Origin of the sequence: Streptomyces sp. NPDC051576, from assembly GCF_040681835.1 — a bacterium.
GTDB lineage: Bacteria > Actinomycetota > Actinomycetes > Streptomycetales > Streptomycetaceae > Streptomyces.
The window spans coordinates 281,768-306,881 of sequence record NZ_JBFAZO010000010.1 but is presented as its reverse complement, the minus strand read 5'-3'; the positions used below and the strand labels follow the sequence as shown (position 1 = coordinate 306,881).

At 69.9% G+C, this 25,114-nt stretch carries 24 protein-coding genes; 9 read left to right on the top strand and 15 right to left on the bottom strand.

The genetic code is table 11. From position 1 onward, the window contains the following. Positions 1-37: 37 nt before the first annotated feature. The 11 genes from AB0M63_RS30970 to AB0M63_RS30920 form a co-directional block, all read right to left on the bottom strand. Positions 38-823, bottom strand: a complete 786-nt coding sequence (locus AB0M63_RS30970) for a rhamnogalacturonan acetylesterase (protein ID WP_366021740.1) — start codon at positions 821-823, stop codon at positions 38-40. Positions 824-908: 85 nt separating this feature from the next. Then, entirely contained in the window at positions 909-2,246 is a 1,338-nt protein-coding gene (locus tag AB0M63_RS30965; RefSeq protein ID WP_366021739.1) for a sugar ABC transporter substrate-binding protein, read from the bottom strand. 114 nt (positions 2,247-2,360) lie between these two features. After that, positions 2,361-3,869 (bottom strand): family 43 glycosylhydrolase, encoded by a 1,509-nt coding sequence (locus AB0M63_RS30960; protein WP_366021738.1) that lies wholly within the window; start codon positions 3,867-3,869, stop codon positions 2,361-2,363. Further along, positions 3,866-4,711, bottom strand: coding sequence for a PmoA family protein (locus AB0M63_RS30955; protein WP_366021737.1), 846 nt, complete (start codon positions 4,709-4,711; stop codon positions 3,866-3,868). Before AB0M63_RS30955 ends, AB0M63_RS30960 begins: the two co-directional genes overlap by 4 nt. After that, on the bottom strand, positions 4,711-5,859 hold the full coding sequence (locus tag AB0M63_RS30950) for a Gfo/Idh/MocA family oxidoreductase (protein WP_366021809.1): 1,149 nt from the start codon (positions 5,857-5,859) through the stop codon (positions 4,711-4,713). Before AB0M63_RS30950 ends, AB0M63_RS30955 begins: the two co-directional genes overlap by 1 nt. A gap of 127 nt (positions 5,860-5,986) precedes the next feature. Beyond that, positions 5,987-6,871, bottom strand: coding sequence for a carbohydrate ABC transporter permease (locus AB0M63_RS30945; protein ID WP_366021736.1), 885 nt, complete (start codon positions 6,869-6,871; stop codon positions 5,987-5,989). Further along, positions 6,868-7,803 carry a sugar ABC transporter permease gene (locus AB0M63_RS30940; RefSeq protein WP_355912786.1) on the bottom strand — a complete coding sequence of 312 codons (936 nt, stop codon included), beginning with the start codon at positions 7,801-7,803 and terminating at the stop codon, positions 6,868-6,870. Before AB0M63_RS30940 ends, AB0M63_RS30945 begins: the two co-directional genes overlap by 4 nt. A gap of 110 nt (positions 7,804-7,913) precedes the next feature. Beyond that, the gene (gene araD / locus AB0M63_RS30935; protein ID WP_366021735.1) at positions 7,914-9,644 is read right to left on the bottom strand and encodes an L-arabinonate dehydratase; all 1,731 of its coding nucleotides are present in this window, start codon (positions 9,642-9,644) and stop codon (positions 7,914-7,916) included. Then, positions 9,632-10,540 (bottom strand): dihydrodipicolinate synthase family protein, encoded by a 909-nt coding sequence (locus AB0M63_RS30930; protein ID WP_355912792.1) that lies wholly within the window; start codon positions 10,538-10,540, stop codon positions 9,632-9,634. The genes araD and AB0M63_RS30930 overlap by 13 nt, the downstream gene beginning before the upstream one ends. Then, positions 10,537-11,205 (bottom strand): GntR family transcriptional regulator, encoded by a 669-nt coding sequence (locus tag AB0M63_RS30925; protein ID WP_355912795.1) that lies wholly within the window; start codon positions 11,203-11,205, stop codon positions 10,537-10,539. Before AB0M63_RS30925 ends, AB0M63_RS30930 begins: the two co-directional genes overlap by 4 nt. A 161-nt stretch (positions 11,206-11,366) precedes the next feature. After that, the gene (locus AB0M63_RS30920) at positions 11,367-12,116 is read right to left on the bottom strand and encodes an MBL fold metallo-hydrolase (RefSeq protein WP_366021734.1); all 750 of its coding nucleotides are present in this window, start codon (positions 12,114-12,116) and stop codon (positions 11,367-11,369) included. A gap of 102 nt (positions 12,117-12,218) precedes the next feature. Between AB0M63_RS30920 and AB0M63_RS30915 the strand changes: the two genes are divergently transcribed. Then, the gene (locus AB0M63_RS30915) at positions 12,219-12,812 is read left to right on the top strand and encodes an HD domain-containing protein (RefSeq protein WP_366021733.1); all 594 of its coding nucleotides are present in this window, start codon (positions 12,219-12,221) and stop codon (positions 12,810-12,812) included. Positions 12,813-12,834: 22 nt separating this feature from the next. On the opposite strand, the gene AB0M63_RS30910 is transcribed toward AB0M63_RS30915, so the two are convergent. After that, the gene (locus AB0M63_RS30910) at positions 12,835-13,422 is read right to left on the bottom strand and encodes a TIGR03086 family metal-binding protein (protein WP_355912804.1); all 588 of its coding nucleotides are present in this window, start codon (positions 13,420-13,422) and stop codon (positions 12,835-12,837) included. Positions 13,423-13,576: 154 nt separating this feature from the next. Here AB0M63_RS30910 and AB0M63_RS30905 point away from each other — a divergent pair, with 154 nt between their 5' ends. Continuing rightward, a complete protein-coding gene (locus AB0M63_RS30905; protein ID WP_366021732.1) occupies positions 13,577-14,815 on the top strand; it encodes an MFS transporter in 1,239 nt (412 codons plus the stop codon). Here AB0M63_RS30905 and AB0M63_RS30900 read toward each other — a convergent pair. Both AB0M63_RS30900 and AB0M63_RS30895 read right to left on the bottom strand, forming a co-directional pair. Further along, entirely contained in the window at positions 14,752-15,915 is a 1,164-nt protein-coding gene (locus tag AB0M63_RS30900; RefSeq protein ID WP_366021731.1) for a hypothetical protein, read from the bottom strand. The two genes, AB0M63_RS30905 and AB0M63_RS30900, sit on opposite strands and share 64 nt — an antisense overlap. Continuing rightward, the gene (locus tag AB0M63_RS30895) at positions 15,912-16,877 is read right to left on the bottom strand and encodes a 5-dehydro-4-deoxyglucarate dehydratase (RefSeq protein ID WP_366021730.1); all 966 of its coding nucleotides are present in this window, start codon (positions 16,875-16,877) and stop codon (positions 15,912-15,914) included. Before AB0M63_RS30895 ends, AB0M63_RS30900 begins: the two co-directional genes overlap by 4 nt. A 223-nt stretch (positions 16,878-17,100) precedes the next feature. Between AB0M63_RS30895 and AB0M63_RS30890 the strand changes: the two genes are divergently transcribed. The 7 genes from AB0M63_RS30890 (at position 17,101) to AB0M63_RS30860 (ending at position 24,426) form a co-directional block, all read left to right on the top strand. Continuing rightward, positions 17,101-17,922 (top strand): NAD(P)-dependent oxidoreductase, encoded by an 822-nt coding sequence (locus AB0M63_RS30890; RefSeq protein WP_366021729.1) that lies wholly within the window; start codon positions 17,101-17,103, stop codon positions 17,920-17,922. 268 nt (positions 17,923-18,190) lie between these two features. Then, positions 18,191-18,961, top strand: coding sequence for a DeoR/GlpR family DNA-binding transcription regulator (locus tag AB0M63_RS30885; RefSeq protein WP_355912819.1), 771 nt, complete (start codon positions 18,191-18,193; stop codon positions 18,959-18,961). 87 nt (positions 18,962-19,048) lie between these two features. Then, on the top strand, positions 19,049-20,419 hold the full coding sequence (locus AB0M63_RS30880; RefSeq protein WP_356059012.1) for a sugar ABC transporter substrate-binding protein: 1,371 nt from the start codon (positions 19,049-19,051) through the stop codon (positions 20,417-20,419). Further along, positions 20,416-21,354 carry a sugar ABC transporter permease gene (locus AB0M63_RS30875; protein ID WP_355912825.1) on the top strand — a complete coding sequence of 313 codons (939 nt, stop codon included), beginning with the start codon at positions 20,416-20,418 and terminating at the stop codon, positions 21,352-21,354. Before AB0M63_RS30880 ends, AB0M63_RS30875 begins: the two co-directional genes overlap by 4 nt. Beyond that, positions 21,351-22,199, top strand: coding sequence for a carbohydrate ABC transporter permease (locus AB0M63_RS30870; protein ID WP_355912827.1), 849 nt, complete (start codon positions 21,351-21,353; stop codon positions 22,197-22,199). Before AB0M63_RS30875 ends, AB0M63_RS30870 begins: the two co-directional genes overlap by 4 nt. Continuing rightward, on the top strand, positions 22,196-23,185 hold the full coding sequence (locus AB0M63_RS30865; RefSeq protein ID WP_355912829.1) for a zinc-dependent alcohol dehydrogenase family protein: 990 nt from the start codon (positions 22,196-22,198) through the stop codon (positions 23,183-23,185). The genes AB0M63_RS30870 and AB0M63_RS30865 overlap by 4 nt, the downstream gene beginning before the upstream one ends. A gap of 71 nt (positions 23,186-23,256) precedes the next feature. Next, positions 23,257-24,426, top strand: coding sequence for a TerD family protein (locus AB0M63_RS30860; protein ID WP_355913137.1), 1,170 nt, complete (start codon positions 23,257-23,259; stop codon positions 24,424-24,426). A gap of 70 nt (positions 24,427-24,496) precedes the next feature. On the opposite strand, the gene AB0M63_RS30855 is transcribed toward AB0M63_RS30860, so the two are convergent. Then, entirely contained in the window at positions 24,497-25,063 is a 567-nt protein-coding gene (locus AB0M63_RS30855; RefSeq protein ID WP_355912831.1) for a helix-turn-helix domain-containing protein, read from the bottom strand. Positions 25,064-25,114 lie beyond the last annotated feature (51 nt).

Here is a 25,114-nt window from a genome sequence, read left to right as displayed (position 1 = left end):
TGACATATCTGTGTGCGCACTGTGCGGGTCTCCTTGCTCAGAGGTCCGAGGCGTCCGTCGCCTCGGGCCAGGTGATCCAGGACGTGGGGATGTCGTCGCGCAGCCGGACGACGTCGCGCGGCGCGAGCACCCTGGTGCGGAGCGACTCCCGTGCCACCAGCCGCGCCACGGCGATCGCGCCGGGCGGATTGAAGTGCGTGTTGTCCTGCTCGGTGTCGGTCCAGTTGAAGTAGACCTTCGTCTCCTCGACCCCGAGCCGCTGCCACAACGCCAGCGACAGCGCCTCGATGTCGAGCAGCGCGACCCGCTCCTGCTGGGCGAGCGCGCGCATCGCCGCCGGGTAGTCGCCGTGCGTCGGCACGGCGTTGCCGTCGGCGTCGAACCTGCGGCGCTCGACGGGGGTGGCGAGCACGGGACGGGCGCCGTGAGCCCGCGCCCCTTCGATGTAGAGCCGCAGATAGTCCTGGTACGTGGTCCAGGGCTCGGTGTAGCGGGTGGGATCGGCGGTCTTCTCGTCGTTGTGCGCGAACTGGACGAGGAGGAGATCGCCGGGCCGGATCGTCGTGAGGATGGCGTCCAGCCGCCCCTCGTCGACGAAGCTCTTAGAACTCCGGCCGTTCACGGCCTGGTTGGAGACCTTGACGTTTTTCCGGAGGAAGAAGGGAAGGGCCATTCCCCATCCCGTTTCCGGGGCTTCGGTGGAGTATTTCTGGGCGGCGGTGGAATCACCGGCGATATAGAGAGTCCGCCGTCGAACACCGGCGCCCCGTAAGGGAACGGCGGCGAGAGCAGCCAACGAGACTTGCCTACGGGTGAGGGACACGATTGGTCCACCTTCCGACCTCTGGGGGGTGCGGGGAACTGCGCGCGATCGGCCCGCGGTTCCCCGCAATCCGGAACCACCGGACTCAGTGGTTGTTCTTCCAATCCGCCTGCGCCTTGTTCAACTGGTCGGCCAGCGTGTCCAGGAACTGCTTCGCCGTCATCTTCCCCAGCAGCAGCTTCTGGAAGTTCGGCTCGTTGTCCGCCTTGGAGATGGTGTTCCAGTCCGGCAGGTAGTACGGCAGTTGCACGATCTTCGTGTCGGCCCCGTTGAGCGCCTCGGCCGCCAATTTCGTCGGCTCGGACTTCTGGATCCACGCGGCGTCCGCGGCGTCCGTGTTCGCAGGAACCTGACCGGCCGACTCGTTGTACTTCGAGTTCTCCTCGGCGGAGGCGGCGAACTCGATGAACTTCCAGGCCGCTTCCTTGTTCTTGCTGGACTTGAACAGGCTCAACCCGTCCACCGGGTTGGAGATCTGCACCCGGGTGCCGTCGTCCAGCGTCGGATTGGGGATGCCCTTGAACTTGTCCGCGCCCAGCGCCTTCACATGGTCCTGGTACGAGCCGAGGTTGTGGCTCAGCATGCCGATCGTGCCGCTGTCCCACTGCGCGACCATCTTGGTGAAGTCGTTGTTGAGGTCGGCGGACGGGGTGTCCTTCTTGTACAGGGCGATGTACTTCTCCAACGCGGCAACGTTCTTGGGGTCGTTGACCGTCGTCTTGTCGCCGTTCCAGAACGAGGTGATCCCGGTCTGCCCGTACACCGCGTCGAGGGCCGGCGCGATGGAGCCCTCTCCGCCCCGGATGGTGAAGCCGAACTTGTTCTTGGCCTTGTCGGTGAGCTTGTCTGCGGCGGCGTAGAACTTCGACCAGGTGGTCGGCGCGTCCAGACCGGCCGCCTGGAACAGGTCGGTGCGGTACCAGAGCGTGCCGTTGTTGGCGGAGGTCGGGATCTGGTACAGCGTGTCCCCGCCGCCCGCGCTCTTGCTGACGTCGAGCAGGTTCTGGCTCAACTTGCCGTTCAGAGAACTGGACTTGAGGCGGCTGTCCAAGGGCTCCAACGCGCCCTGCACCGCGACCTCGGCGAGCACCGCGGTGCCCACCCCGCCGACGTCGGGCAGCCCGCCGCCCTGGATGGCGGTGTCGTACTTGGACTGGGCGCTGGCGGCCGGTATCCCGACGTACTTGACCTTGATGTCGGGGTTCTTCTTCTCGAAGTCCGCGATGATCTGCTTCCAGATGTCGGTGCGGACCCCGCCGTTGTTGTCCCAGAAGGTGATCGTGCCCTTGCCGGACCCCTCGTCGCCCTTGTCCCCCGCGCCGCCGCTGCCGTCGTCGCCGCAGGCGGTGGCGGTCAGCGCGAGCACGGAGCCCAGGGCGACGGCCATCGCGGCACGCCTGCTTCTGCGGATGCTGGTCTTCATAGGTCGGCTCTCTTCTTGTGGGTCCAACGGGGTGAGCACGTCATGGGGGGCTGGCAAGCGCTTGCTACGGAGGTGCGTCATGGCGACTCCCAACAGGCGTACGGGCAGGGCGAGTCAGTGGAGCGGGCTGATCCGGAACCGCGTGAACGTGGCCGCGCCGGCATGTCCCGTGCCGACGGGCGCGAGCGCGAAGAGCCCGAGCAGGGCACCGACCCAGCGCCAGGGGGTGGCCGCGAAGACCTGACCGCTCGGGCGCGGTCCGTCCCCGACGTCGTAGAAGAGACGGCAGCGTGCCCCGGCGCCGATCTCGATGCGGAGCCGGACCCGCTCCTCGGGTGCGAGGCAGGACTCCCCCGCGTCGCGCTCGCGCTCGGCGACGGGCTCGGCGAACCGGTGCACGAACCGCACCAGCCCGTCCGCGCCGCGCTGGAGTCCGATCCAGGTGTACGCGTCCCCGAGCACGGCCAGTCCGGCGCGTGCGCCCAACTCCTCGCTGTGCAGCCGCAGTTCGACCTCGACCGCGACGGGTGTGCCGGGGAGCCGCTGGGTGAGGAGGTGCGGGAGCCTGCGCAGGTCGTGTGCGTCGGGCGAGCGGACGCAGGTCAGGCGGAGTCCGTCGCCCGAGTGGTGGGTGGCCCAGCCGTCCCGGGGGTTCGCCGTCCACTGCCACTGGCGGCCGTACCGTCCGCCGGGGAAGTCGTCGTCGGTGGCGGGCGCGGCGGGCGGCTGCGGCGGCAGGTCGGGCTTTCGGTGTACGGCCACGGGGGCGCCCTCGTCGCCGATGACCGGCCAGCCTTCCTCGCCCCAGCGCATCGGCTGGAGGTGGACGACCCGGCCGTAGGCGCCGCGCTGCTGGAAGTGCAGGAACCAGTCCTCGCCGGACGGGGTGCGCACCCAGGCGCCCTGGTGGGGGCCGTTGACGTCGGTGTCCCCTTGTTCCAGGACAACCTTCTCCTCGTACGGCCCGAAGAAGCCGCGGGAGCGGAAGGCGCCCTGCCAGCCGGTCTCGACTCCCCCGGCGGGGGCGAGGATCCAGAACCAGCCGTCGTGCCGGTGGACCTTGGGGCCCTCCAGGGTGAACCAGCCGGGGAGGCGGTCCGCGTCGACGATCACCTTGCCGTCGTCGAGCAGGGATGTGCCGTCGGGGTGCATACGGTGGCCGGTGAGGCGGTTCTTGATGCCGGCGCGGGACCTGGCCCAGGCGTGGACGAGGTAGGCCTCGTCGTTGTCGTCCCACAGGGGGCACGGGTCGATCAGGCCCTTGCCCTCCTTGAGGAGGTGGGGGCGGGTCCAAGGACCGCGTATCTCGGGGGCGTTGATCTGGAAGATGCCCTGGTCGGGGTCGCCCCAGAAGATCCAGAAGCGTTCGTCGTGATGCCTCAACGCCGGTGCCCAGACGCCGCAGTCGTGGCGCGGGGTCCTGAACTCGGCCTTCGGCTCCAGGTGTCGGAGGGCGTGGCCGACCAGGGTCCAGTTGACCAGGTCGCGGGAGTGCAGCAGCGGCAGGCCCGGTGCGCGGCCGAAGCTGGACGCGGTGAGGTAGAAGTCGTCGCCGACGCGGACGACGTCCGGGTCGGACCAGTCGGCGTTCAGGACGGGGTTGGTGTACGTCTCCTGCGTCACTGGCCGACCGCCTTCCGCACCAGCACCGCCGCCTCGGCCGGGTCGAGCAGGCCGTCGGCGACGACGGTGACGATCCGTCGTACGACCGTGTCGCCGGGCGGGACCGGCAACCGCTCGGCCGGGGCCAACGACGAGCCCACGCCCGGGTATTCGGCGGTGCGGACGAACCACGGGTCCTGGCGGGTGCGGTCCGTGGCCCCGGCGAAGACCAGGGTCCAGCCGGTGCCGGCGAGGGCGAGCCAGTCGGCGCGGGTGCCGTGGACCTCGGGTTCGCCCTCGCGGTCGGCGGTGAAGACGCGCGGGGTCTCCGCCTCCTTGCGGGCCCGCCAGAAGAAGCCGCCGTACGCGGCTCCGGGCCGGCCGTTGGTGGCGGGGCTGCCGATCGACAGGGGGTCGGGCGTCACGTTGGTGAGCGAGAAGGTGAAGTCCAACGCCCAGGCGGTGTCGGTGAGTTCGGTGGCCGCGACCGTACGGCGTTCGCGCAGCAGCTCGGCACCGGACGCCACCCAGCGCAGTTCCTCGACGAAGCCGTCGGGGTCGCGGAGCTGGTAGGCGGAGTGCCGTTGGGCACCGTGGTTGTCCAGCTCCACCGGCCCCTGGTCGCGGACGTAGGTGCGGCCGCCCCAGAAGTTGTGCCCCTCGACGTCGGGAACGGCGACACCGACGCCGAGGTGGTGGGTGTGGTCGACGGGACTCAGTTCGGTGACCGCGGTCCCGGCCAGGGTGGTGACGGGGTGCAGATACGGGCGCGGGGAGAGCCGGGCGGGCAGCTCGGGCCGGGTGACGTACCGGGCGACCGGGCGGCCCGCGACGCGCAGCACCGGCGTGTCGTGGGTGATCATCAGGTGCTCACCTCTTTCGGTGGGGCCCAGGGGGCGCCCAGCTCTGAGTAGAGGGCGAGGGTGTCGGCCGCCGCCGTGACCAGTGCGTCGATGCCGGGGACCACCCGGCGGTTCTCGGTGGGGATCAAGTGCCAGGCGTTGGCAGGCAGTTGGGCCGGGTCGGAGGCCTGGCGGATCGCTTCGACCACTTTCATGAAGGCGCCTGTCGAGTCCGGTTCGACCAATAGCTCGTCGCCGTCGACGAGATGGGCGACCAGGTTCTCCAGCAGGTCGGTGGAGCCGTACTCGAACTCCTCCGGGCCGTGGCCCGCGCGCTGGAGCAGGGCGCGGTCCTGCTTGTACCAGTAGGTGATCCGGCCGTGGCTGCCGTGCACCAGGACGTAGGGCTCACCGGGGTGTTCGGCGCACAGGGTCACCGCGACGGTGACCGGGCGGCCCTGGACGGTGGTGACGCGGACGCAGGAGGTGTCGTCGGACTCGATGTCGTTGGCGCGCACGAGTTCGGTCTCGATCCGGGTCACGTCCTCGGCGCGGGTCGTGCCGTTGAGGGCGAGGGCGGTGGCGACGGCGTGCGCGAGGGGGTTGGTGAGCGCGCCGTCGATCACGTCGACGCCGTTCAGGCGTCGCTTGCCGGCCCAGGGGGCGCGCCGGTAGTACGCCTCGTCGCGCGCCCAGGCGCCCGCTCCGCCGACCCCGGTCAGGGTGCCGATGGCGCCCTCCTCGATCAGCGCGCGGATCGCGGGTACGGCGTGCGAGCCGAGCGACTGGAACCCGATCTGGCAGACCACCCCGGCGGCGGCGACTCCGTCCGCCATCCGGCGGAACTCGGCGTACGACGGCGCGGGCGGCTTCTCAAGGAGCAGGTGCACGCCTCGCTCGGCGGCGGCCAGGGCGAGGTCCGTGTGGGTCGGGATCGGCGTGCAGATCACCGCGACCCGGGCCCCGGTGGAGTCGAGGAGAGCGCCGAAGTCCGGGGACTGGGCCGGGAGTTCGCCCCCGAACTCCTCCTCGGTGAGCGGGGTCAGCTCGCAGATTCCGGCGAGGCGTACGAGGCCCTTGTCCTGGAGCCGGCGGATGTTCTCGACGTGCCAGCGGCCGTGACCGCGGGCGCCCGCGAGGACGACCGGGACTGGCATGGAGACAGGCATGGAGACGGGTTCGGTGGCGGGCGCGGCGGCCGGTGCGGTGACGGTCGTAGGACCGGTCTCGGGTGTCACGTGGGTCATGGGATTCTCCCTGCGTCGACGATCTCCGCCAGCAGGGTAAGCGGTTGCCTCATCCCTTCACCGCCCCCGCGCTGAAGCCGGTGATCAGCCACTTCTGGATGAAGGCGAACACGATCACCACCGGTACGGCCGCGACGATGCCGCCGGCCGCGAGCGCGCCCAGGTCGACGCTGTCCGCGCTCATCAGGGTGTTGAGGCCGACCGGGATCGTCTGCTTGCTCTGGTCGGACAGGAACATCAGCGCGAACAGGAAGTGGTTCCAGGCGTGCACGAAGGCGAAGGAGCCGACGGCGATCAGCCCGGGCCGCAGCAACGGGAGGACGACGATGCGGAACGCGGTGAGGCGGTTGCAGCCGTCGACCCAGGCTGCCTCTTCCAGGGACTGCGGGACGTTCCGGATGAAGCCGCTGATCAGGATCATCGACAGCGGCAGTTGGAACACGGTCTCCGCGATGATGACGCTGCCGAGCGAGTTGATCATCTGGAGCTTGGCGAAGATCTGGAACAGGGGGACCAACAGTAGGGCGCCCGGCACGAATTGGGAGCAGAGCAGGGCCAGCATGAAGGTGCGCTTGATCCTGAACTCGAAGCGGGCGAGCGCGTAGCCGCCGGCCAGCGCGACGAGCGTGGTGAGAATCAGGGTGGCCACGCCGACGTAGACGCTGTTCTGGAAGTAGACCCCGAAGCTTCGCTCGGTCCAGACCTTCTGGAAGTGGTCGAAGGTCATCGGCCAGGGCACAAGGGAGGTCGAGCCGGCCGGGCGGAGGGCGAAGAGCAGGATCCAGTAGAAGGGGATCAGGGTGAAGAGGAGGTAGATCCCCAGGGGGAGGTAGATCTGCCAGCGCGGGACCTCGTCCCAGGCGCGGCGGACCTTGCGCGGCTGTCGCGGGGCGACGGACTCCTGCTCGCGGGCCGGGGCGATCTCGGTGATCACTTGTCGCCACCTCCGAACTTGCTGAGTCGCAGATAGACGATCGAGAAGAAGAGCAGGATCACGAACGCGACCGTGGTGAGGGCGGAGGCGTAGCCGAAGTTGTGGGCCTCGACGCTGGTGTTGGCGACATAGAGCGGGAGCGTGGTCGTCTCACCGGCCGGGCCGCCGCCGGTCAGGGTGTAGAGGAGGTCGACGTTGTTGAACTCCCAGACCGCGCGCAGCAGCGTGGACAGGACGATCGCGTCCTTGAGGTGCGGGAGCGTGATGTGCAGGAACTGCTTGAAGCGGCTGGCGCCGTCGACCTCGGCGGCCTCGTAGAGGTCCTTCGAGACGGACTGGAGGTCGGCGAGGATGAGGATCGCGAAGAAGGGGACGCCTCGCCAGAGGTCCGCAACTACCGCCGCAGAGAAGACGGTTGAGGGGTCCGACAGCCAACTCGTGCCGTACTGGCCGATTCCCATGTCAGCGAGGTAACGGGTCACGCCCGTCTGGGAGTTGTAGAGCAGCACCCAGATCGCGGAGGTCAGGACGCCCGACACGGCCCAGGGGGAGAACACCAGCGCCCGGCCGATGGACCGCCCCACGAAGGTCTGGTTGACGATCAGCGCGAGTGCCAGTCCGAAGAGGAGTTGGAGGCCCACCTCTACGACGACCCACTTGGCGCTGAAGGTCAACGTGTCCCAGAACTGCGGGTCGTTGGTGAAGGCCTGGGTGAAGTTGTCGAAGCCCGCGAAGCCGTTGCGCCACGGTTTGGTAGGGTTGTAGTTCTGCAGGCTGTAGTAGAAGACGCTGATGACCGGATAGGCGATGAAGCCCAGCATGAGCAGTCCGGCCGGGGCGATCAGCAGGTACGGGAGCCTGCGCGGGGTCGCGGATCCACGGCGCCGCCGGGGTGGCGCAGGCGGTTTCGCCACGGCTGCGGCTTGGGCCATGACTGTTCTCCGTTCCAGTGGGGCGGGTACAGCAGGTGCGGATGCAGCGGGTGCGGGTGCAGCGGGTGCAGGAAGCGCTTGCTCGACGGGCGTGCGAAGGCAGCGGGTGCTCAACCGGCGTACGGGTCCGGCACCTTGCCCGGCCGGGCCAGGAACTCGAAGTCGCAGCCGGTGTCCGCCTGGGTGATCTGTTCGTTGTAGAGCGCGCCGTAGCCGCGCTCGTACCGTGCGGGCGGCGGTGTCCACTCCGCCCTGCGTCGCTCCAACTCCTCGTCGTCCACGTTGAGTTGAAGGGTGCGCGCCTCGACGTCCAGGGTGATGGTGTCCCCGGTCCGCACGAGCGCCAGCGGTCCGCCGACGTACGACTCGGGCGCCACGTGCAGCACGCACGCGCCGTAACTCGTCCCGCTCATCCGGGCGTCGGAGATCCGGAGCATGTCCCGGACGCCCTGCTTGAGGAGGTGGTCGGGGAGCGGGAGCATGCCGTATTCGGGCATGCCCGGTCCGCCCTTGGGGCCCGCGTTGCGCAGCACCAGCACGCTGTCGGCGGTGATGCCCAACTCCGGGTCGTTGATGGTGCGTTGCATGGTCCGGTAGTCGTCGAAGACGACCGCGGGACCGGTGTGCTTGAGCAGGCGCGGTTCGGCGGCGATGTGCTTGATGACGGCGCCGTCCGGGCAGAGGTTGCCGCGCAGGACGGCCACCCCGCCCTCGTCCGCGACCGGGTTGTCGCGGGGCCGTATGACGTCGTCGTTGTGCACACGTGCGTCGGCGAGCTGTTCGCGCAGGGTGTCGTGGGAGACGGTCGGCCGGTCCAGGTGGAGCAGGTCGGTGATCCGGGAGAGGAACCCGGGCAGGCCGCCGGCGAAGTGGAAGTCCTCCATGAGGTACGTCCGGCCGCCGGGCCGTACGTTCGCCAGGACCGGGACCGTACGGGCGATGCGGTCGAAGTCGTCGAGCGTGAGGCGGACGCCCGCGCGGCCGGCCATGGCGATGAGGTGGATCACGGCATTCGTGGAGCCGCCGAGGCCGAGGACGGTGGTGACCGCGTCCTCGAAGGCTTCCTGAGTGAGGATCGACGAGAGGACACGCCCCTTGTGGACTTGTTCAACGATCCTCATGCCGGATTGCGCGGCCATCCGATCGTGCCCCGAGTCGACGGCGGGAATGCTCGACGCACCCGGCACGGTCACACCCAGCGCCTCGGCGGCGGCCGTGAGCGTGGACGCGGTCCCCATGGTCATGCAGTGCCCGGGCGAGCGCGCGAGGCCGCTCTCCAGTTCCGTCATCTCGCAGTCGCCGATGAGGCCGGCGCGCTTGTCGTCCCAGTACTTCCACATGTCGGTGCCGGAGCCGAGGACCTCGTTGCGCCAGTGCCCCGGGAGCATCGGCCCGGCCGGCACGAACACGGTCGGCAGGTCGACGCTCGCGGCGCCCATGAGCAGCGCGGGTGTCGACTTGTCGCAGCCGCCCATCAGGACGGCCCCGTCGACCGGGTAGGACCGCAGCAGTTCCTCGGTCTCCATGGAGAGGAGGTTGCGGTAGAGCATCGGGGTCGGCTTCTGGAAGGTCTCGCTGAGTGTGGAGACCGGGAATTCGAGGGGGAAGCCGCCCGCCTGCCACACGCCCCGCTTGACCGCCTGGGCGCGATCACGGAGGTGCACATGACAGGGATTGATGTCCGACCAGGTGTTGAGGATCGCGATGACGGGCTTGCCGAGGTGTTCCTCGGGGAGGTAGCCGAGCTGGCGGGTGCGGGCCCGGTGACTGAAGGAGCGCAGTCCGTCGGTGCCGTACCACTGGTGGCTTCTGAGCTCTTCCGGTGACTTCACAGGGACCATCCGGCGGCTATCGCGGCGACCTCGTCGCGCTCGCTCTCGGGCAGGGGCTTGCTCGGCGGGCGGACCTCGCGGCGGCACAGGCCGAGGGACGCAAGCGCTTCCTTCACGATCGTGACGTTGTTCGCGGAGCCGTTCGCCGCCCGTAGTTCCTCGAATCGGCGGATCTGCTCCCACACCTTCATCGCCCCGGGATAGTCCCCGGATCGAAGCGCTTCGATCATGTTCAGCGAGACGGAAGGGGCAACGTTCACGAGCCCCGAGGTGAAGCCGGTGGCGCCCGCCGAGAAGTAGGAGGGCGCGTACGGTTCCGCCAACCCGGCCACCCACACGAAGCGTTCGAGCCCCGCGTCCCGGGCGAAGGCGGCGAAGCGGGCCGCGTCCGGGACGGCGTACTTGACGCCGATGACGTTCGGACAGTGGTCGGCGAGTTCCGCGAGCCGGGCACCGAGCAGTTGGGCGTTGCGGATGTAGGGCACGACGCCCAGGTCGGGCACGGCCTCGGCGATGGCGCGGTGGTAGTCGACCCAGCCGCCCTGCGAGACATAGGGGTGGACGGGCTGATGGACCATCACCATCTGGGCGCCGAGGTCGCGGGCATGCCGGGCGGAGGCGATGGCGGTGGGCACGTCGTGTCCGACACCGACGAGGACGACGGCGCGGTCGCGGGCCTCGTCGACGGTCAACTCCGTGACCAGTCGGCGCTCTTGAGGGGTAAGGGCGTAGAACTCGCCAGTGTTCCCGTTGGGAGTGAGGATGCGGATCCCGCCGTCGAGCAGCCGGCGCAGCAGGGCCCGGTGGGTGTCCTGGTCGACGCTGCCGTCCTCGGCGAACGGGGTCACCGGGATCGCCACCACGTCGGCCAGCGCGGCCCGCCCGGTCTCGAACGCCGCCGTCATGCCTGACCGTCCTCTCCCTGGGCCGCCGACTCGGCGTCGGGGAAGGCCCGTTGCACGAACGACGCGATATGGGCGTGCAGTGCGGTCGCCGCGGCGTCCGCGTCGCCGTCGAGGGCGAGCCGCAGGATCTCGCGGTGTTCACCGGCCTCCCGTTCCCAGGAGGGCGAGGCGGCCCAGGCGACGGCGGAGACGAGGGCGGCCTGGTCGCGGACCTCGTCGAGCATCCGGCCGAGCAGCGGGTTGCCGCAGGGCAGGTACAGGGCGCGATGGAACTCCCGGTTGGCGAGGGAGCGTTCGGCGGTGTCGGTGGCCGCGTCGGCGCGGGTCAGGGCGTCACGCGCGGCGTCCAGGGAGGAGCCCAGCCGTACGGCCCGCCTCAGGGCCTCGGGTTCTAGGAGCAGCCGGACGTCGTACACCTCGCGCGCCATGTCCGCGTCCACCATGCGCACCGTGACGCCCTTGTACTGGTTCATCACGACGAGCCCGGTACCGGCCAGGGTCTTGAGCGCCTCGCGCACCGGGGTCTTGGACACCCCGAACTGTGCGGCGAGTTCGGTCTCGACCAGCGGCTGACCAGGGGTCAACTGCCCGGTGAGGATGCGGTGTTTGATCGCGTCCAGCACGTACTGCGTGCGGGACGGGATCGGCGTGGGCACAGAGGTCATGCGCGCCTCTCGGATGTCACGTGGCTGCGGTCGCGTATCCGATCTCAGGTATCTGATCTCGCGTATCGCGTCTCATATATGACGTACGAAGTACGACGCGTTGAAGGTAGGAGCGGCCCCGTGTTTCGTCAATGCTTCTGACAGAAGAACGAGAAAGCGCTTCACATGGTCTTGGTGACGCCTTCGAGAGCGGCGGAGGTCCGGCCGGGGAAGATCGCGGCGGCGCGTTCCAGGGCCGCTTCCCTGGTGAGGGTGGGTCCTACGTGGGTGATGAGGAGTTCGCGCGCGCCCTTGGCGCAGGCCCCCGCGTCCTCGGGCGTGAGATGCACCTGGCGTTCGCCTTCGCGATGCCGGTCGATGTCGGCCTCGCACAGGAACACGTCGGCGCCGCCCGCGAGTTCGGCCAGCGCCTCGCACGGTCCGCTGTCCCCGGAGTAGCCGAGCACACTCCCCTGGCACTCGGCGCGCAGCCCGTACGCCTCGGTGTCGTGGACGACGGCGCGTGCCGTGAGCCGGAGGTTCCAGTGCCGGACGGCGTGGCCGTCGTAGAGCGGGCGGAAGTCGAAGACGCCGCTCAGGAACCGTACGTCCGGCTGCCCGAAGAAGCCGGCGAGCCGGGCGGCGCAGTCCTGCGGGGCGTAGAGCGGGATCGGGGCGGCCGGGGTCATCCCGCCGAAGGCGAACGCATAGGCCGCCGCGAGGAGATCGGCGCTGTGGTCGGCGTGCAGATGCGAGACCCAGATCGCGGTGAGCCGGGCCGGATCGGTGTGCCGCTGCAATTCCGCGAACGTGCCGGTGCCCGCGTCCACCCAGACCTCGGCGCCGCCGCCGCGCAGCAGGTATCCGGAGCAGGGGCGGCCGGGGCGCGGATGCGGGGAGGCGGTGCCGAGGACGGTCAGGCTGAGGGGCATGGTGGGGAAGAGTACGGTTCCGGGACCCTCCGTACTCATATTTCAGGGCGTTCCGCGGCGCCTGGTCCGGGGACGCCCTGCCGTCAGTACCCTGGCGCGGTGATGGCCACCAATCTCCTGTCGAGGGCGATGAGCGGCACCGTCGACCCGCCCCTGCTGCCGCTGCCGGACCGTGTCGTCGAGCTGCTGCCGCGACTCGGCAGCCCACCGCGACTCGCGGCCCACCTGCGGGCGGTCCACGACGTCGCCCATCAGCTCGTCGACTGGGTCGAACGGCGCTGTCCGGCCGTGCCGTTCGACCGCGAGGCGGTGCTCTTCGGGGCCGCGACGCACGACGTGGGCAAGACGGTGCACGTCTCCGAACTCTCCGGACCGGGCGCGGCGCACGAGGAGGCGGGCCGAACTCTCCTGCTCGGCCACGGAGTTCCCCCCGAACTGGCCCGCTTCGCCGCGACGCACGCATCCTGGACGCGGTCGACCGTCGGCCTCGAGGACCTCCTGGTGAGCCTCGCCGACAAGGTCTGGAAGAACAAGCGCGTTCCCGACCTGGAGGATCTCGTCGTGGCCCGGCTCGCCGAGGCGACGGGCCGGGCGGTGTGGGAGGAGTTCCTCGCGCTCGACGAGGTCCTTACCGGGATCGGCGACGGGGCGGACGCGCGTCTGGCGTTCCAGTCGTCGTTTCCGGTCCACGTCTGAGGGCAACGATTCCTCCTGTTGTCTACGGTTTCCAGCCCGGATCGCGACCACTGAGGCCGACCGCCCGGTCCAGCAGAGGCGCGTCCGCCGCCACCGGCACCACCGGTCCGAAGATGCCGCCGCCTCTCGTCGCGTCCTCGGCTGCCGCGAGCAGGAAGGCGTGCGAGGCCTGGAGTGCGACCGGGTCGGGGTCGTAGGGCTGGCCGGTGGACTTGGCCAAGTCCCAGCCGTGGATGACGAGTTCGTCGACGGCGACGGCTGCTGCGACCGCGCCGGGGAGGTCGACTCCGCCCGCGCGGGTCATGCCGGTCCAGGCGGCCGGGTCGCGCCAGGCCTCGGCGAGCGCGTCGAGGACCTTGGGGAAGTCCTCGCGCCAGCCGGGGCCGATGTCCGAGGCGGCGCTGTCCGGTGCGGTGTCGGTCATGACGCCCAGGTCCTTGCGCGCGGCGTCACGGAAGGCGACGGACAGGCCGAGCAGGTGTCCCAGCAGGTTGCGTACGGCGGTGCCGGGGCACGGGGTCACGTCCTTGAGCTGCTCGTCGGTGACGCCCTCCACGAGGCGGGCGACGACACGTGTCTGCGGGCCGAGGTCGAAGATGCTGTCGCTCATGCGCTTCCCTTCCGGGGATCGGTCTTCACTCATGAGGTAGACCGCCGGCGCCCCCGAAACTCATCGCCCGCCCGTGGCGGACTCACCCCGCCCCGAGTTTCTACGGCACCTGCCCGATGCCGCTTCCCCCGCCTTAGGCCCACGATGACCAGGCATGACGACAAAAGACTGGACCGTGACCCGCGTCGTGCGGGATCGCAACGCGGGGCTCTCACTCGCGGGGATCACGGTGTCCGGCTTCGGCAGTTCCGCGCTGTGGCTGGCGTCCGGCATCTGGGTCAAGGATCTGACGGGATCGAACGGTCTGGCGGCGCTGTGCCGGTTCGCCCTCTGGGCGCCGACCCTGGTCGGCCCTCTCCTCGGCACGCTCGCCGACCGCACCCGCCGCAAACCCCTGATGATCACTCTCGACCTCGCCCTGGCGGCCCTCCTCCTCACCCTCTTCACCGTCGACTCCCGACGTGACCTGTGGCTCCTCTTCGCGGTCCTCTTCCTCTACGGCGCGGCGGACGTCGTCCATGACGCCGCCGGGTCGGCACTCGTCTCCGCCGCCGTCGACAGTTCCCTGCTCGGCGACCTCAACGGCCTGCGCATGGCCGCCAACGAGGGCATGAAGCTGGTGGCACCGCTGGCCGGAGCGGGCCTCTACGCGGTGTACGGCGGCGCGCGTGTGGCGCTCCTGGACGCGGCCACGTTCGTGCTCGCCGCCGGCCTCTACGCCCGTCTCCGCGTCCACGAGAACGCGCCGGCCCCGCGTCAGGTCACCAACTGGCGCACACAGACCGCCGAGGGCGTCCGTCATATCCGGACGCACCCACGGCTGCGCCCACTGGTCGTGGCGGGTGGCTCCACGATGCTGTGCGCGGGTCTCAACGGCGCGATGATCTACGCGATCGTGGCCGGCCTCGGCCACTCGCCCGCGTTCACCGGTGTGCTGTACGTCGTCCAGGGCGCGGGCTCGGTCGCGATCGGGCTGCTGTCCGGGCCGGCCCTGCGGCGCCTGGGCGAGCGCCGGTTCGCGGCCTGCGGGATCGCCCTCACCGCGGGCGCGACGGCCCTGCGGGCGATTCCGTCCGACTCGGTCGCCCTGGCGTGCAGCGCGGCGATCGGTGTGGGCCTGCCCTGTGTGCTGATCGCGGCGCTGACGGCCGTACAGCAGGAGACACCGGACGCCCTTCTCGGCCGTACCACCGCCACGGCCAACACCCTGATGTTCGTGCCGAACGCGCTCGGGCTCGCCGTGGGCGCGGGCCTGGTCGAACTGGTCGACTACCGGCTCGTGTTGGCGGTGCTGGGCACGGCCGAGCTGCTGACGGCGTTGCCGTTGCTTCAGAGCGCCGCCAACCCCTCCCGCACCGCCACCAGATCCCCCTCCGACGCCAACCCCGCGTGATAGAGCCGCAGTTCGGTCGCGCCGAGACCGCGAGCCCGTTCCGCGTCCGGTGCCAGCGCTCCGGGCCGGCCGCCCATCCCGGAGACCACCGTGAAGTTGGCGGCCAACACCGCCCCGGCCCGGGCCTGTTCGGCGAACGGGGTCAGCAGGCCCGCGCCTCCCGTGCAGGGGACGACCACGCCGTCGGCGACCGAGAGGATGTGGCCGGGGTCCACGCCCGCGTTGGCGCCGCAGTGGTAGGACTCCGGGTCCGCGTGAAGCAGGACCTGGAAGTCGGCCGGGGCGGCGGCTCGGACCGCCGCGACCGCCGTCTCCTGGAGCGTGCGGGCCCGCTCGTCGCGCCACGCGCGGGTGGCCGTCGCGTTGGCCTCGCCGAGGAGTTTCCCGACGCCCGCCCAGCCGCCGTCGGAGGGCGCCCCCCGCCACACCGGCTCCAGCGCGGCCCGTACCGCCACCGCCAACTCCCCGGCGTCGAGGCCCTGTTCGCCGTAGCCCTCCCGGCAGGTCGGGCAGAAGCACAGGGCCATCAGGTACTGGCCGGCGTCACCGAGGCCGATGCCGGCGGTCTTGTCGTGGGCGTGCAGATGGGCGAAGCCGTACCAGCCGAGGGATTCGAGTTCCGTGCCCTGCGCGCCGGGGCGTACCGCCGCCTCGGCCGCCAGGTCGACGAGGTACGCGCGCGTGGCGGGCTGCGCGATGCAGGGTGCCCAGGGGTAGCGGTCGCCGTAGGCGTTGACCACCGAGGTGTCCGGATGTTCCGCGCCCAGGCGGGAGTTGTGGGCGAGCACGACCCAGGTGTGCACCTCCAGGCCCGCGTCCGCGAGGGCGGCGGCGGCCTCGCCGTAGGCGTCGCCGGGTGCCCAGTCGCCGGCCGGATACGGCCTCAACTCCCGCCCCTCCCAACGGGTGTCCGGCGGATACAGGACGGCGGCGTGCTCGGCGGTGACGACCCGGTGTCGCGGGTGACGGGGCGTCAGCGCGCGTGTGGAGTGGTAGGCGGAGGCGAGGGTGGCTTGTCGGACGCCGAGTGCGGCGATCCTGGCGCCCGCCTCCGGGTCGCCGTTGACGTCCCAGGGGTAGACGAAAGCCGATGCCTTCACGCGTCCTCCTCGATCGGCGAGTCCGCCCGCGACTCGATCAACGTGTAGCCGCGCTCGATGAGTTGGGCGAGTTGCTTGACGTGGTCCTCGGTCGGCTCGGTCAGCGGTGGTCGGACCTCGCCGACGTCCAGTCCCCGCATGCGTACCCCCGCCTTGACGAGCGACACCGCGTACCCCCGTCCCTGGGCGCGGAGTTCGACGAACGGCCGGTAGAAGCCGTCCAGGAGGAGGTTCGCCGTGGTGTCGTCGCCGGTCGCCAGCGCCCGGTGGAAGGCGAGCGCGATCTCGGGGACGAAGCAGAACACGGCGGACGAGTAGAGGGTGATGCCGATGCCCCGGTAGGCGAGCTGGGTCTGTTCGGCGGTCGGCAGTCCGTTGAAGTACAGGAAGTCGCCGGGGACTTCGGTGCGTACGGTGCTCACGATCCGCTGCATCAGGTCGAGGTCGCCGAGGCCGTCCTTGAGGCCGATGACGCCCTCGGTGCGGGCGAGTTCGACCACCGTGGCGGGGGTGAACACCGCGTTGTCGCGCTGGTAGACGATGACGGGCAGCGCGGTCGCCGCGGCCACCTCTTGGTAGTGGCGCAGCAGCCCCTCCTGCCCGGCGACCACCAGATACGGCGGCATGGCGAGCAGCCCGTCCGCCCCGGCGCTCTCCGCGAGCCGTGCGTACCGTACGGCGAGGGCGGTGCCGTAGCCGGCGCCCGCGACCACCGGCACCCGGCCGTCCGTCGCCTCCACGGCCGCCCGGACACACGCCTCGAACTCCTCGGGCAGCAGCGCGTGGAACTCCCCGGTGCCGCAGCACGCGAACACGGCGGCGGCACCGGCCTCGACGCCCCGGCGGACATGCGCGCGGTAGACGTCGAGGTCCAGGGAGCCGTCGGGGCCGTAGGCGGTGACGGGGAAGAACAGCGGCCCGCTGGGAATACCGAGCCGGGCGGCGAGAGGGGCTGGCGTCACGGGCTCTCCCTTAGGACAGGCGAACAGGCGCGTGCATTCTTCTGATCAGCGTCTACATTTCTGAACATGCCCACCCTAAGGAGCCCCATAAGGGCGGGTCAAGCACACACATAAGCAAGCGAGGAGCGGATTCACCAGGGACGCGCCACACTTGACGCACCCGAGGAGCAATCCCTAGCTTGTCCATGAATGTGAATGCCAGCCATACATGAGGAGATCGAGGATGCCCGCTCCCCGCACCGCTCCCCGCACCATTCTGCTCACCGGCGCAGCAGGCGGGCTCGGCACCCTGATGCGGGACCTGCTCCCCTCCTACGGCTACGACCTGCGGCTGCTGGACCTGCGCCCCATCGAGGGCGAGCCGGACGCCATCACCGCCGACCTCTCCGACCGGGCCGCGCTGCGCGAGGCCGTCCGGGGCGTCGACGCGATCATCCATCTCGCCGGCATCTCCCTGGAAGCCTCCTTCGAGAAAATCCTCCGGTCGAACATCGAGGGCACGTACAACCTGTACGAGGCCGCCCGCGAGGAGGGCGTCCCCCGCATCGTCTTCGCCTCCTCCAACCACGCGGTGGGCCACACCCCCAGGCCCCAGAACAACGAGCCGCTGATCCCGGTCGACACCCCGCACCGCCCCGACACCTTCTACGGCCTGTCCAAGTCCTTCGGCGAGGATCTCGCGCAGCTCTACTGGGACAAGCACGGCCTGGAGACCGTCTCCGTCCGCATCGGCTCCTGCTTCCCGGAGCCCAGCAGCGTGCGCATGCTGTCGATCTGGATGAGCCCCGCCGACGGCGCCCGCCTCTTCCACGCGGCCCTGACCGCCGAGGACGTACAGCACACGGTCGTCTACGGCTCCTCCGCCAACACGCGTCTGTGGTGGGACCTTTCGACCGCGCGGGGCATCGGTTACGAGCCGCAGGACGACTCCGAGCCGTACGCCGAGAAGCTCATCGCCGAGCAGGGTGAGCTGGAGCCGGACAACGAGGCGCACGCCTATCTGGGCGGCCACTTCGTGACCGACCCGCCGATCTGGCCGTACTGACGGGAAATCCACCTTCGTGGCGGCGGGCGGGCACCGAACGGGCCCGCCCGCCGGCATGTTCGGGCACGGACACTGCCCGATCTCACGCGCCGGCGGACAGCCGCGCAGGTCCGCGACGGGCACGGCGTGCGGTAAACGGTCACACACGGGCAGCATCGGGCGGGCAACAGGCCTGGTCAGTGCCGCGCACCCGCTGTAGAACTTCCCCCAAGGGTCCCACCGGGCCCGAACGGGCAGTACTCCAGTGAGCGGGAAGGCGGTGTCGGCCATGGGCACGAGTTCGGCGGAAGAGCGTCAGCGGGAGATCGTGCGCGCCGCGCGGCGCACCGGCGCGGTCGACGTCACCGCGCTCGCCGCCGAGCTGGGCGTGGCCAAGGAGACCGTACGGCGGGATCTGCGGGCCCTGGAGGACCACGGGCTGATCCGCAGGACCCATGGCGGCGCCTACCCCGTGGAGAGCGCCGGTTTCGAGACGACGCTCGCCTTCCGTGCCACCAGCCATGTCCCGGAGAAGCGCCGGATCGCCCTGGCGGCGGCCGAGCTGCTCGGGGACGCCGAGACGGTCTTCGTCGACGAGGGCTTCACCCCCCAGCTCATCGCCGAGGCCCTGCCCAGGGACCGACCGCTGACCGTGGTCACCGCGTCCCTGCCGGTCGCGGGCGTGCTCGCCGAGTCGGAGAACACCTCGGTGCTGCTGCTCGGCGGCCGGGTCCGGCACGGCACCCTCGCCACCGTCGACCACTGGACGACGAAGATGCTCGCCGGCTTCGTCCTCGACCTCGCCTTCATCGGCGCCAACGGCATCTCCCGCGAACACGGCCTGACCACCCCCGACCCCGCGGTCAGCGAGGTCAAGGCACAGGCCATCCGCGCCTCCCGGCGCACCGTGTTCGCGGGCGTGCACACCAAGTTCGGGGCGGTCAGTTTCTGCCGGTTCGCCGAGATCGGCGCCCTGGAGACGATCGTCACCAGCACCCTGCTCCCGTCGGCCGAGGCCCACCGCTATTCCTTGCTGGGGCCACAGGTCATCCGCGTCTGACGCACCGTTCGACATCCCAACTCACCCACCAGGGGTGTGCCGTTCCGGTGCGCACCCTTTTTCTCCCCATATGTGCAGGAGCGATCCATGCGAACCCAGAGCCGACGACGGCCGCCGCGAGCCACGCTCGCCCTGGCCGCCGTAGGGACGCTGCTCGCCCCGCTGCTCTCCGGCTGCTGGGTCGGAGCGGGCGGCGCCGGATCAGGCGGCAACTCGATCAACGTCCTGATGGTCAACAACCCCCAGATGACCGAACTCCAGAAACTGGCCCCGCGCTTCACGAAGGAGACCGGCATCAAGGTCAACTTCACGGTGCTGCCGGAGAACGACGTCCGCGACAAGATCAGCCAGGACTTCGCCAACCAGGCCGGCCAGTACGACGTGGCGACCCTCTCCAACTACGAGATCCCGATCTACGCCCGCAACGGCTGGCTGCACGAGATGGACTCGTACGTCGCCAAGGACACCGCCTACGACGAGCAGGACATCCTCAAGCCGATGCGGCAGTCCCTGACGGCCGACGACGGCAAGCTCTACGGGCAGCCGTTCTACGGCGAGTCGTCCTTCCTGATGTACCGCAAGGACGTGTTCGCCGCGAAGGGCCTCACCATGCCCGCGCACCCGACCTGGACCCAGGTGGCCGACCTGGCCGCCAAGGTCGACGGCGCGAAGCCGGGCATGAAGGGCATCTGTCTGCGCGGGCTGCCCGGCTGGGGCGAGTTGATGGCGCCCCTGACCACCGTCGTGAACACCTTCGGCGGCACCTGGTTCGACAAGAACTGGAAAGCGCAGCTCGACTCCCCCGGCTTCGAACAGGCGACGAAGTTCTATGTCGACCTCGTCCGCAAGCACGGCGAGTCCGGAGCGGCTCAGTCCGGCTTCGCCGAGTGCCTCAACAACATCACCCAGAGCAAGGTCGCCATGTGGTACGACGCCACCTCCGCGGCGGGATCCCTGGAGGCGAAGGGCTCCCCGGTCAAGGGCAAGATCGGCTACGTCCCCGCCCCGGTCGAGAAGACCGACTCCTCCGGCTGGCTCTACACCTGGGCCTGGGGCATCCAGAAGGCGTCCCACAACTCCGACAAGGCCTGGCAGTTCGTGTCCTGGGCGTCCAGCAAGCAGTACGAGCAGCTCGTCGGCGACACCGACGGCTGGTCCAACGTGCCGGCCGGCAAACGCGCCTCGACGTACACGAACCCCGACTACGTCAAGGAGGCCGCCGCCTTCCAGGAGATGACCAAGGCGGCCATCGAGGGCGCCAAGCCCAACGACCCCGGCGTGCAGCCACGGCCCGCGCCCGGCATCCAGTTCGTCGACATCCCCGAGTTCACCGACCTCGGCACGAAGGTCTCCCAGGAGATCAGTTCGGCCATCGCCGGACGCCAGTCCGTCGACTCGGCCCTGAAGAAGTCCCAGAAACTCGCCGAGAAGATCTCCAAGGAGTACGAGGGACGATGACCGCCACGACAACGGCCCCTCTGGCCGCCACTCCGACCCGCACCGCGCGACAGCCCTCGGACAAGCTGCGCGCCTGGGCCACCCGCGCCCCGCTGCTCCCCGCCCTGGTCTTCATGATCGTCGTGACCCAACTCCCGTTTGTGGCCACGCTGGTGATCTCCTTCTTCGACTGGAACGCCCTCTATCCGAAGGCCCGTCACTTCACCGGCGTCGACAACTACCACGAGGTCCTGACCGACGCCGATCTGCGCCACTCGGTGTGGACGACCATCCTCCTCACCGTGGCGGTGGTGCTGGCCAGCCTGGTCCTGGGCCTGCTCCTCGCGCTGCTCCTGGACCGCAAGTTCCGCGGCCGGGGCTTCGTCCGCACCCTGCTGATCGCGCCCTTCCTGGTGGTGCCGGTGGCCGCGGCCCTGCTCTGGAAGCATGTGCTCTACAACCCTGAATACGGCCTTCTCAATGGGCTGTTGCACTATGTGGGCGGCCCGCAGCCGGACTGGATCTCCAACACACCGCTGCTCGCCGTCGAGGCCTCCCTGGTGTGGCAGTGGACGCCGTTCATGATGCTGATCCTGCTGGCCGGGCTGCAGAGCCGCGACCACCAGCAGATCGAGGCCGCCAAGGTGGACGGCGCCAGCGACTGGCAGGTCTTCCGCTATCTGACGCTCCCGCACCTGCGCCGCTATCTCGAACTCGGCGCCCTGCTGGGCTCGATCTACATCGTCCAGAACTTCGACGCGGTCTTCACCATCACGTCCGGCGGACTGGGCACCGCCAACCTGCCCTACACCGTCTACCAGAGCTTCTACCAGGCCCACGAGAACGGCCTCGCCTCGGCGGCCGGCGTCCTGGTCGTCATCGGTTCGATCATCATCGCGACCTTCGCCCTGCGCGTGGTGTCGTCCCTGTTCCGTGAGGAGGCGTCCCACGCATGAGCAGTATCGCCGTACGCGCGCGTGCCCGGCGCAAAGGAGCGGGCCTCGGCCTGGTGGCCTGGCTGCTCGGCATCGTGTTCTTCCTGCCCATCGCCTGGATGGCGCTGACGTCCTTCCACTCGGAGGCGGACGCGGCGACCAATCCGCCGTCCTTCGGGGCCGCCCTCACCCTGGACGGCTACCGTGAGTTCTTCGGCACCGGCGGCGGCGCGAGCCCCTGGCCCGCACTGGTCAACTCGCTGGTCGCGTCGGTGGCTTCGACGCTCTTCGTGCTGCTGCTGGCCTTCCCGGCGGCCTACGCGCTGTCGATCCGCCCGGTGAAGAAGTGGACCAACGTCCTGTTCTTCTTCCTGTCCACGAAGATGCTCCCCGTGGTGGCGGGCCTGCTGCCGATCTACCTGTTCGCGAAGAACGCCGGGATGCTGGACAACATCTGGCTCCTGGTCATCCTCTACACCTCCATGAACCTGCCGATCGCGGTGTGGATGATGCAGTCCTTCCTCGCCGAGGTCCCGGTCGCCGTCATCGAGGCGGCCCAGATCGACGGCGCCCGGCTGCCGACCATCCTCGCGCGCGTGGTGGCCCCGATCTCCCTCCCCGGTATCGCGGCGACCGCCCTGATCTGCTTCATCTTCAGCTGGAACGAGCTGCTGTTCGCCCGTGTTCTCACGGGTGTCGTCGCGGAGACCGCGCCCGTGTTCCTGACCGGCTTCATCACCAGCCAGGGCCTGTTCCTGGCGAAGGTGTGCGCCGCGTCGCTCGTCATCTCCCTGCCGGTGCTCGCCGCGGGGTTCGCCGCCCAGGACAAGCTGGTCCAGGGCCTCTCCCTGGGAGCCGTGAAATGAAGGCCGCCGTCATCGAGTCCGTGGGCCGCGCCGTCGTCACCGAGGTCCCCGATCCGACGCCGGGCCCCCGCGAGGTGGTCGTCGAGGTCGCCGCCTGCGGGCTGTGCGGCACCGATCTGCACATCCTCCAGGGCGAGTTCGCGCCCAAGCTGCCGATCGTGCCGGGCCACGAGTTCGCGGGCGAGATCGTCGCGGTCGGCACCCAGGTCACCGAGGTATCGGTCGGCGACCAGGTGGCCGTGGACCCGTCGCTGTACTGCTACGAGTGCCGGCAGTGCCGCAACGGCCACAACAACCTCTGCGAACGCTGGGCCGCGATCGGCGTCACCACGGCGGGTGGCGCGGCCCAGTACGCGCTGGCCCCGGTGGCGAACTGCGTCAAGCTGCCCGAGCACGTACGCACCGAGGACGCGGCCCTCGTGGAACCGCTGTCGTGCGCGGTGCGCGGCTACGACGTCCTCAAGTCCCGCCTCGGCGCGCACGTCCTGATCTACGGCTCCGGGACCATGGGCCTGATGATGCTGGAGCTGGCCAAGCGGACCGGCGCGGCAAGCGTCGACATCGTGGACCTGAACCCGGCCCGCCTGGAGACCGCCCGCACGCTCGGCGTCTCCGGGTCGGCGGCGAACGCGGACGAGCTGGACCGGCCGCAGGGCTGGGACCTGGTCGTCGACGCGACCGGCAACGCGGCGGCGATCCAGGACGGCCTGGACCGGGTGGCGAAGGCGGGCACGTTCCTGCAGTTCGGCGTCGCCGACTACGCGACCCGGGTGACCATCGACCCGTACCGCATCTACAACCAGGAGATCACCATCACCGGCTCCATGGCCGTGCTGCACAGCTTCGAGCGGGCGGCGGAGCTGTTCGCGAACGGGGTGCTCGACCCGGCGGTCTTCATCAGCGACCGGATGGAGCTGGAGCGGTATCCGGAGGCGTTGGCGCAGTTCGCGGCGGGTGTGGGGCGCAAGATCGTGGTGGTTCCCTGAGCCGAACGGGGGCCGGTCAAACGGTAAGGGAACGGTAAAGCGGTGTCGTTCGTTCACCGGCCATGACAGCTATGACCCCTGGCTCGAACATCCCTCTTCCGGTCTCCCGGGTGGCGGTGGATGTCGCCGCCCCCGTGCGGCTCGACGTGTCGAGCCTGCTGCTCACCGGCGACGGCAAGGTGCGCTCGGACGACGACTTCATCTTCTACAACCAGCCGAACGGCCCGGGTGTGGCGTACCGCTCCGGCGGCGGTACGTCCCCGGACGCGATCACCGTCGACACGGCCGCCCTGCCGCCCGGGATCGAGAAGATCGTCGTCACGGCGAGCCCCGACGCCGCGGGGCAGACCTTCCAGGGCATCGAGCCGACGGCGACGATCCGCAACGCGGACGACGGCTCGGTGCTGGCCACCTTCACACCGCCTCAACTGGGCGCCGAGACAGCCCTGGTGGTCGTCGAGATCTACCTCCGCAACGGCGCCTGGAAGGCCCGCGCGGTCGGCCAGGGATACGCCAACGGCCTGGCGGGCATCGCCACGGACTTCGGCGTCTCGGTGGAGGAACCGGCTCCGGCTCCGGTGGCCCCGCCCACTCCGGTCGCCCCGCCGGTACAAGCCTCCATGGCTCCCCCGCCGCCGCCCGCCGCGCCCCCGCTCGGCGCCGGGAAGATCAACCTCGACAAGGGCCGCGTCAGCCTCCAGAAGAACCAGACGGTGTCCCTGGTCAAGGGCGGCCGTCCGCTGCTCTCCCTGGTCCATATGGGCCTCGGCTGGGAGCCCGCGTTCGGCGGCAAGGACATCGACCTGGACGCCTCGGTCATCGCCTACGGCCCGCAGCGCAACCACATCGACAGCTGCTACTTCGGCAAGCTGTCGATCCTGAACGGCGCGATCAAGCACTCCGGGGACAACCTCACCGGCGAGGGCGGCGGTGACGACGAGGTGATCGTGGTCGACCTCGGCCGCATCCCCCAGGAGGTCACCGGCCTGGTCTTCACGGTCAACTCCTTCTCCGGCCAGAAGTTCACCGAGGTCGCCAAGGCCTACTGCCGCCTCCTGGACGCCGCGACCGGCGAGGAGCTGGTCCGCTTCGACCTCACCAACGCCGAGGCCCAGACCGGGGTCATGATGGCCAAGTTGATCAAGCAGTTCTCCGGCGAGTGGGACATGACCGGGATGGGCGACTTCGTGAAGTCCCGCACGGTCCGGGGCATGGTGAAGCCGGCGGCACAGTCCCTGTAAACAGCACAAGCGACAGTCCTACGACCGCTGCGGGCGCCCCTGAGCCGGACAGGTACGGGGCGCCCGGCGTTCAGGGCCGCAGGCCGTCCGTCAGCAGGGACAGATAGCGGCGGATGTGCTTGCCCTGTCCGTTCGCCAACTCCGAGGCCGTGGACACCCCGTGGGCCAGTCGCAGGACCTCGATCGGCTCGATGTCCTCACGCAGGGTCCCCTCCCTCTGCGCCGCCTCGACCAGCCGCTCTGCCGCGCCCTTCATCGACGTCGCGCAGGCCGTGAGCGCCGCCTGGCTGCCGTCCGTGACGGCCGAGCCCAGCAGGGCCTTCATCCCGCGCACCTGGATGGTGCCGACACAGACCTCGTACAGCCACTCGGCCAGCGCCTCACCCGGCGGCAGTTCCTTCGCGAGTTCGTCGGCGCGGGTCCCTAGCGCCTCGATCCGTTCGACGTAGGCCGCCTCCAGCAGCGCCTGCCGCGTCGGGAAGTGCCGGTAGAGCGTGCCGGACCCGACCCCGGCACGCTTCGCGATGTCGTCGAGCGACGCGTTCTCCCCGTGCTCGGCGAACGCCTCGGCCGCCACCTTCAGCAGGCGCTCGTAGTTGCGCCGAGCGTCCGCGCGCATGGGCCTGACCTGCGTCATCCAGATACTCCTTGCGAACCGGGGACTCTCTCCGTATCTTACCGAGTACTA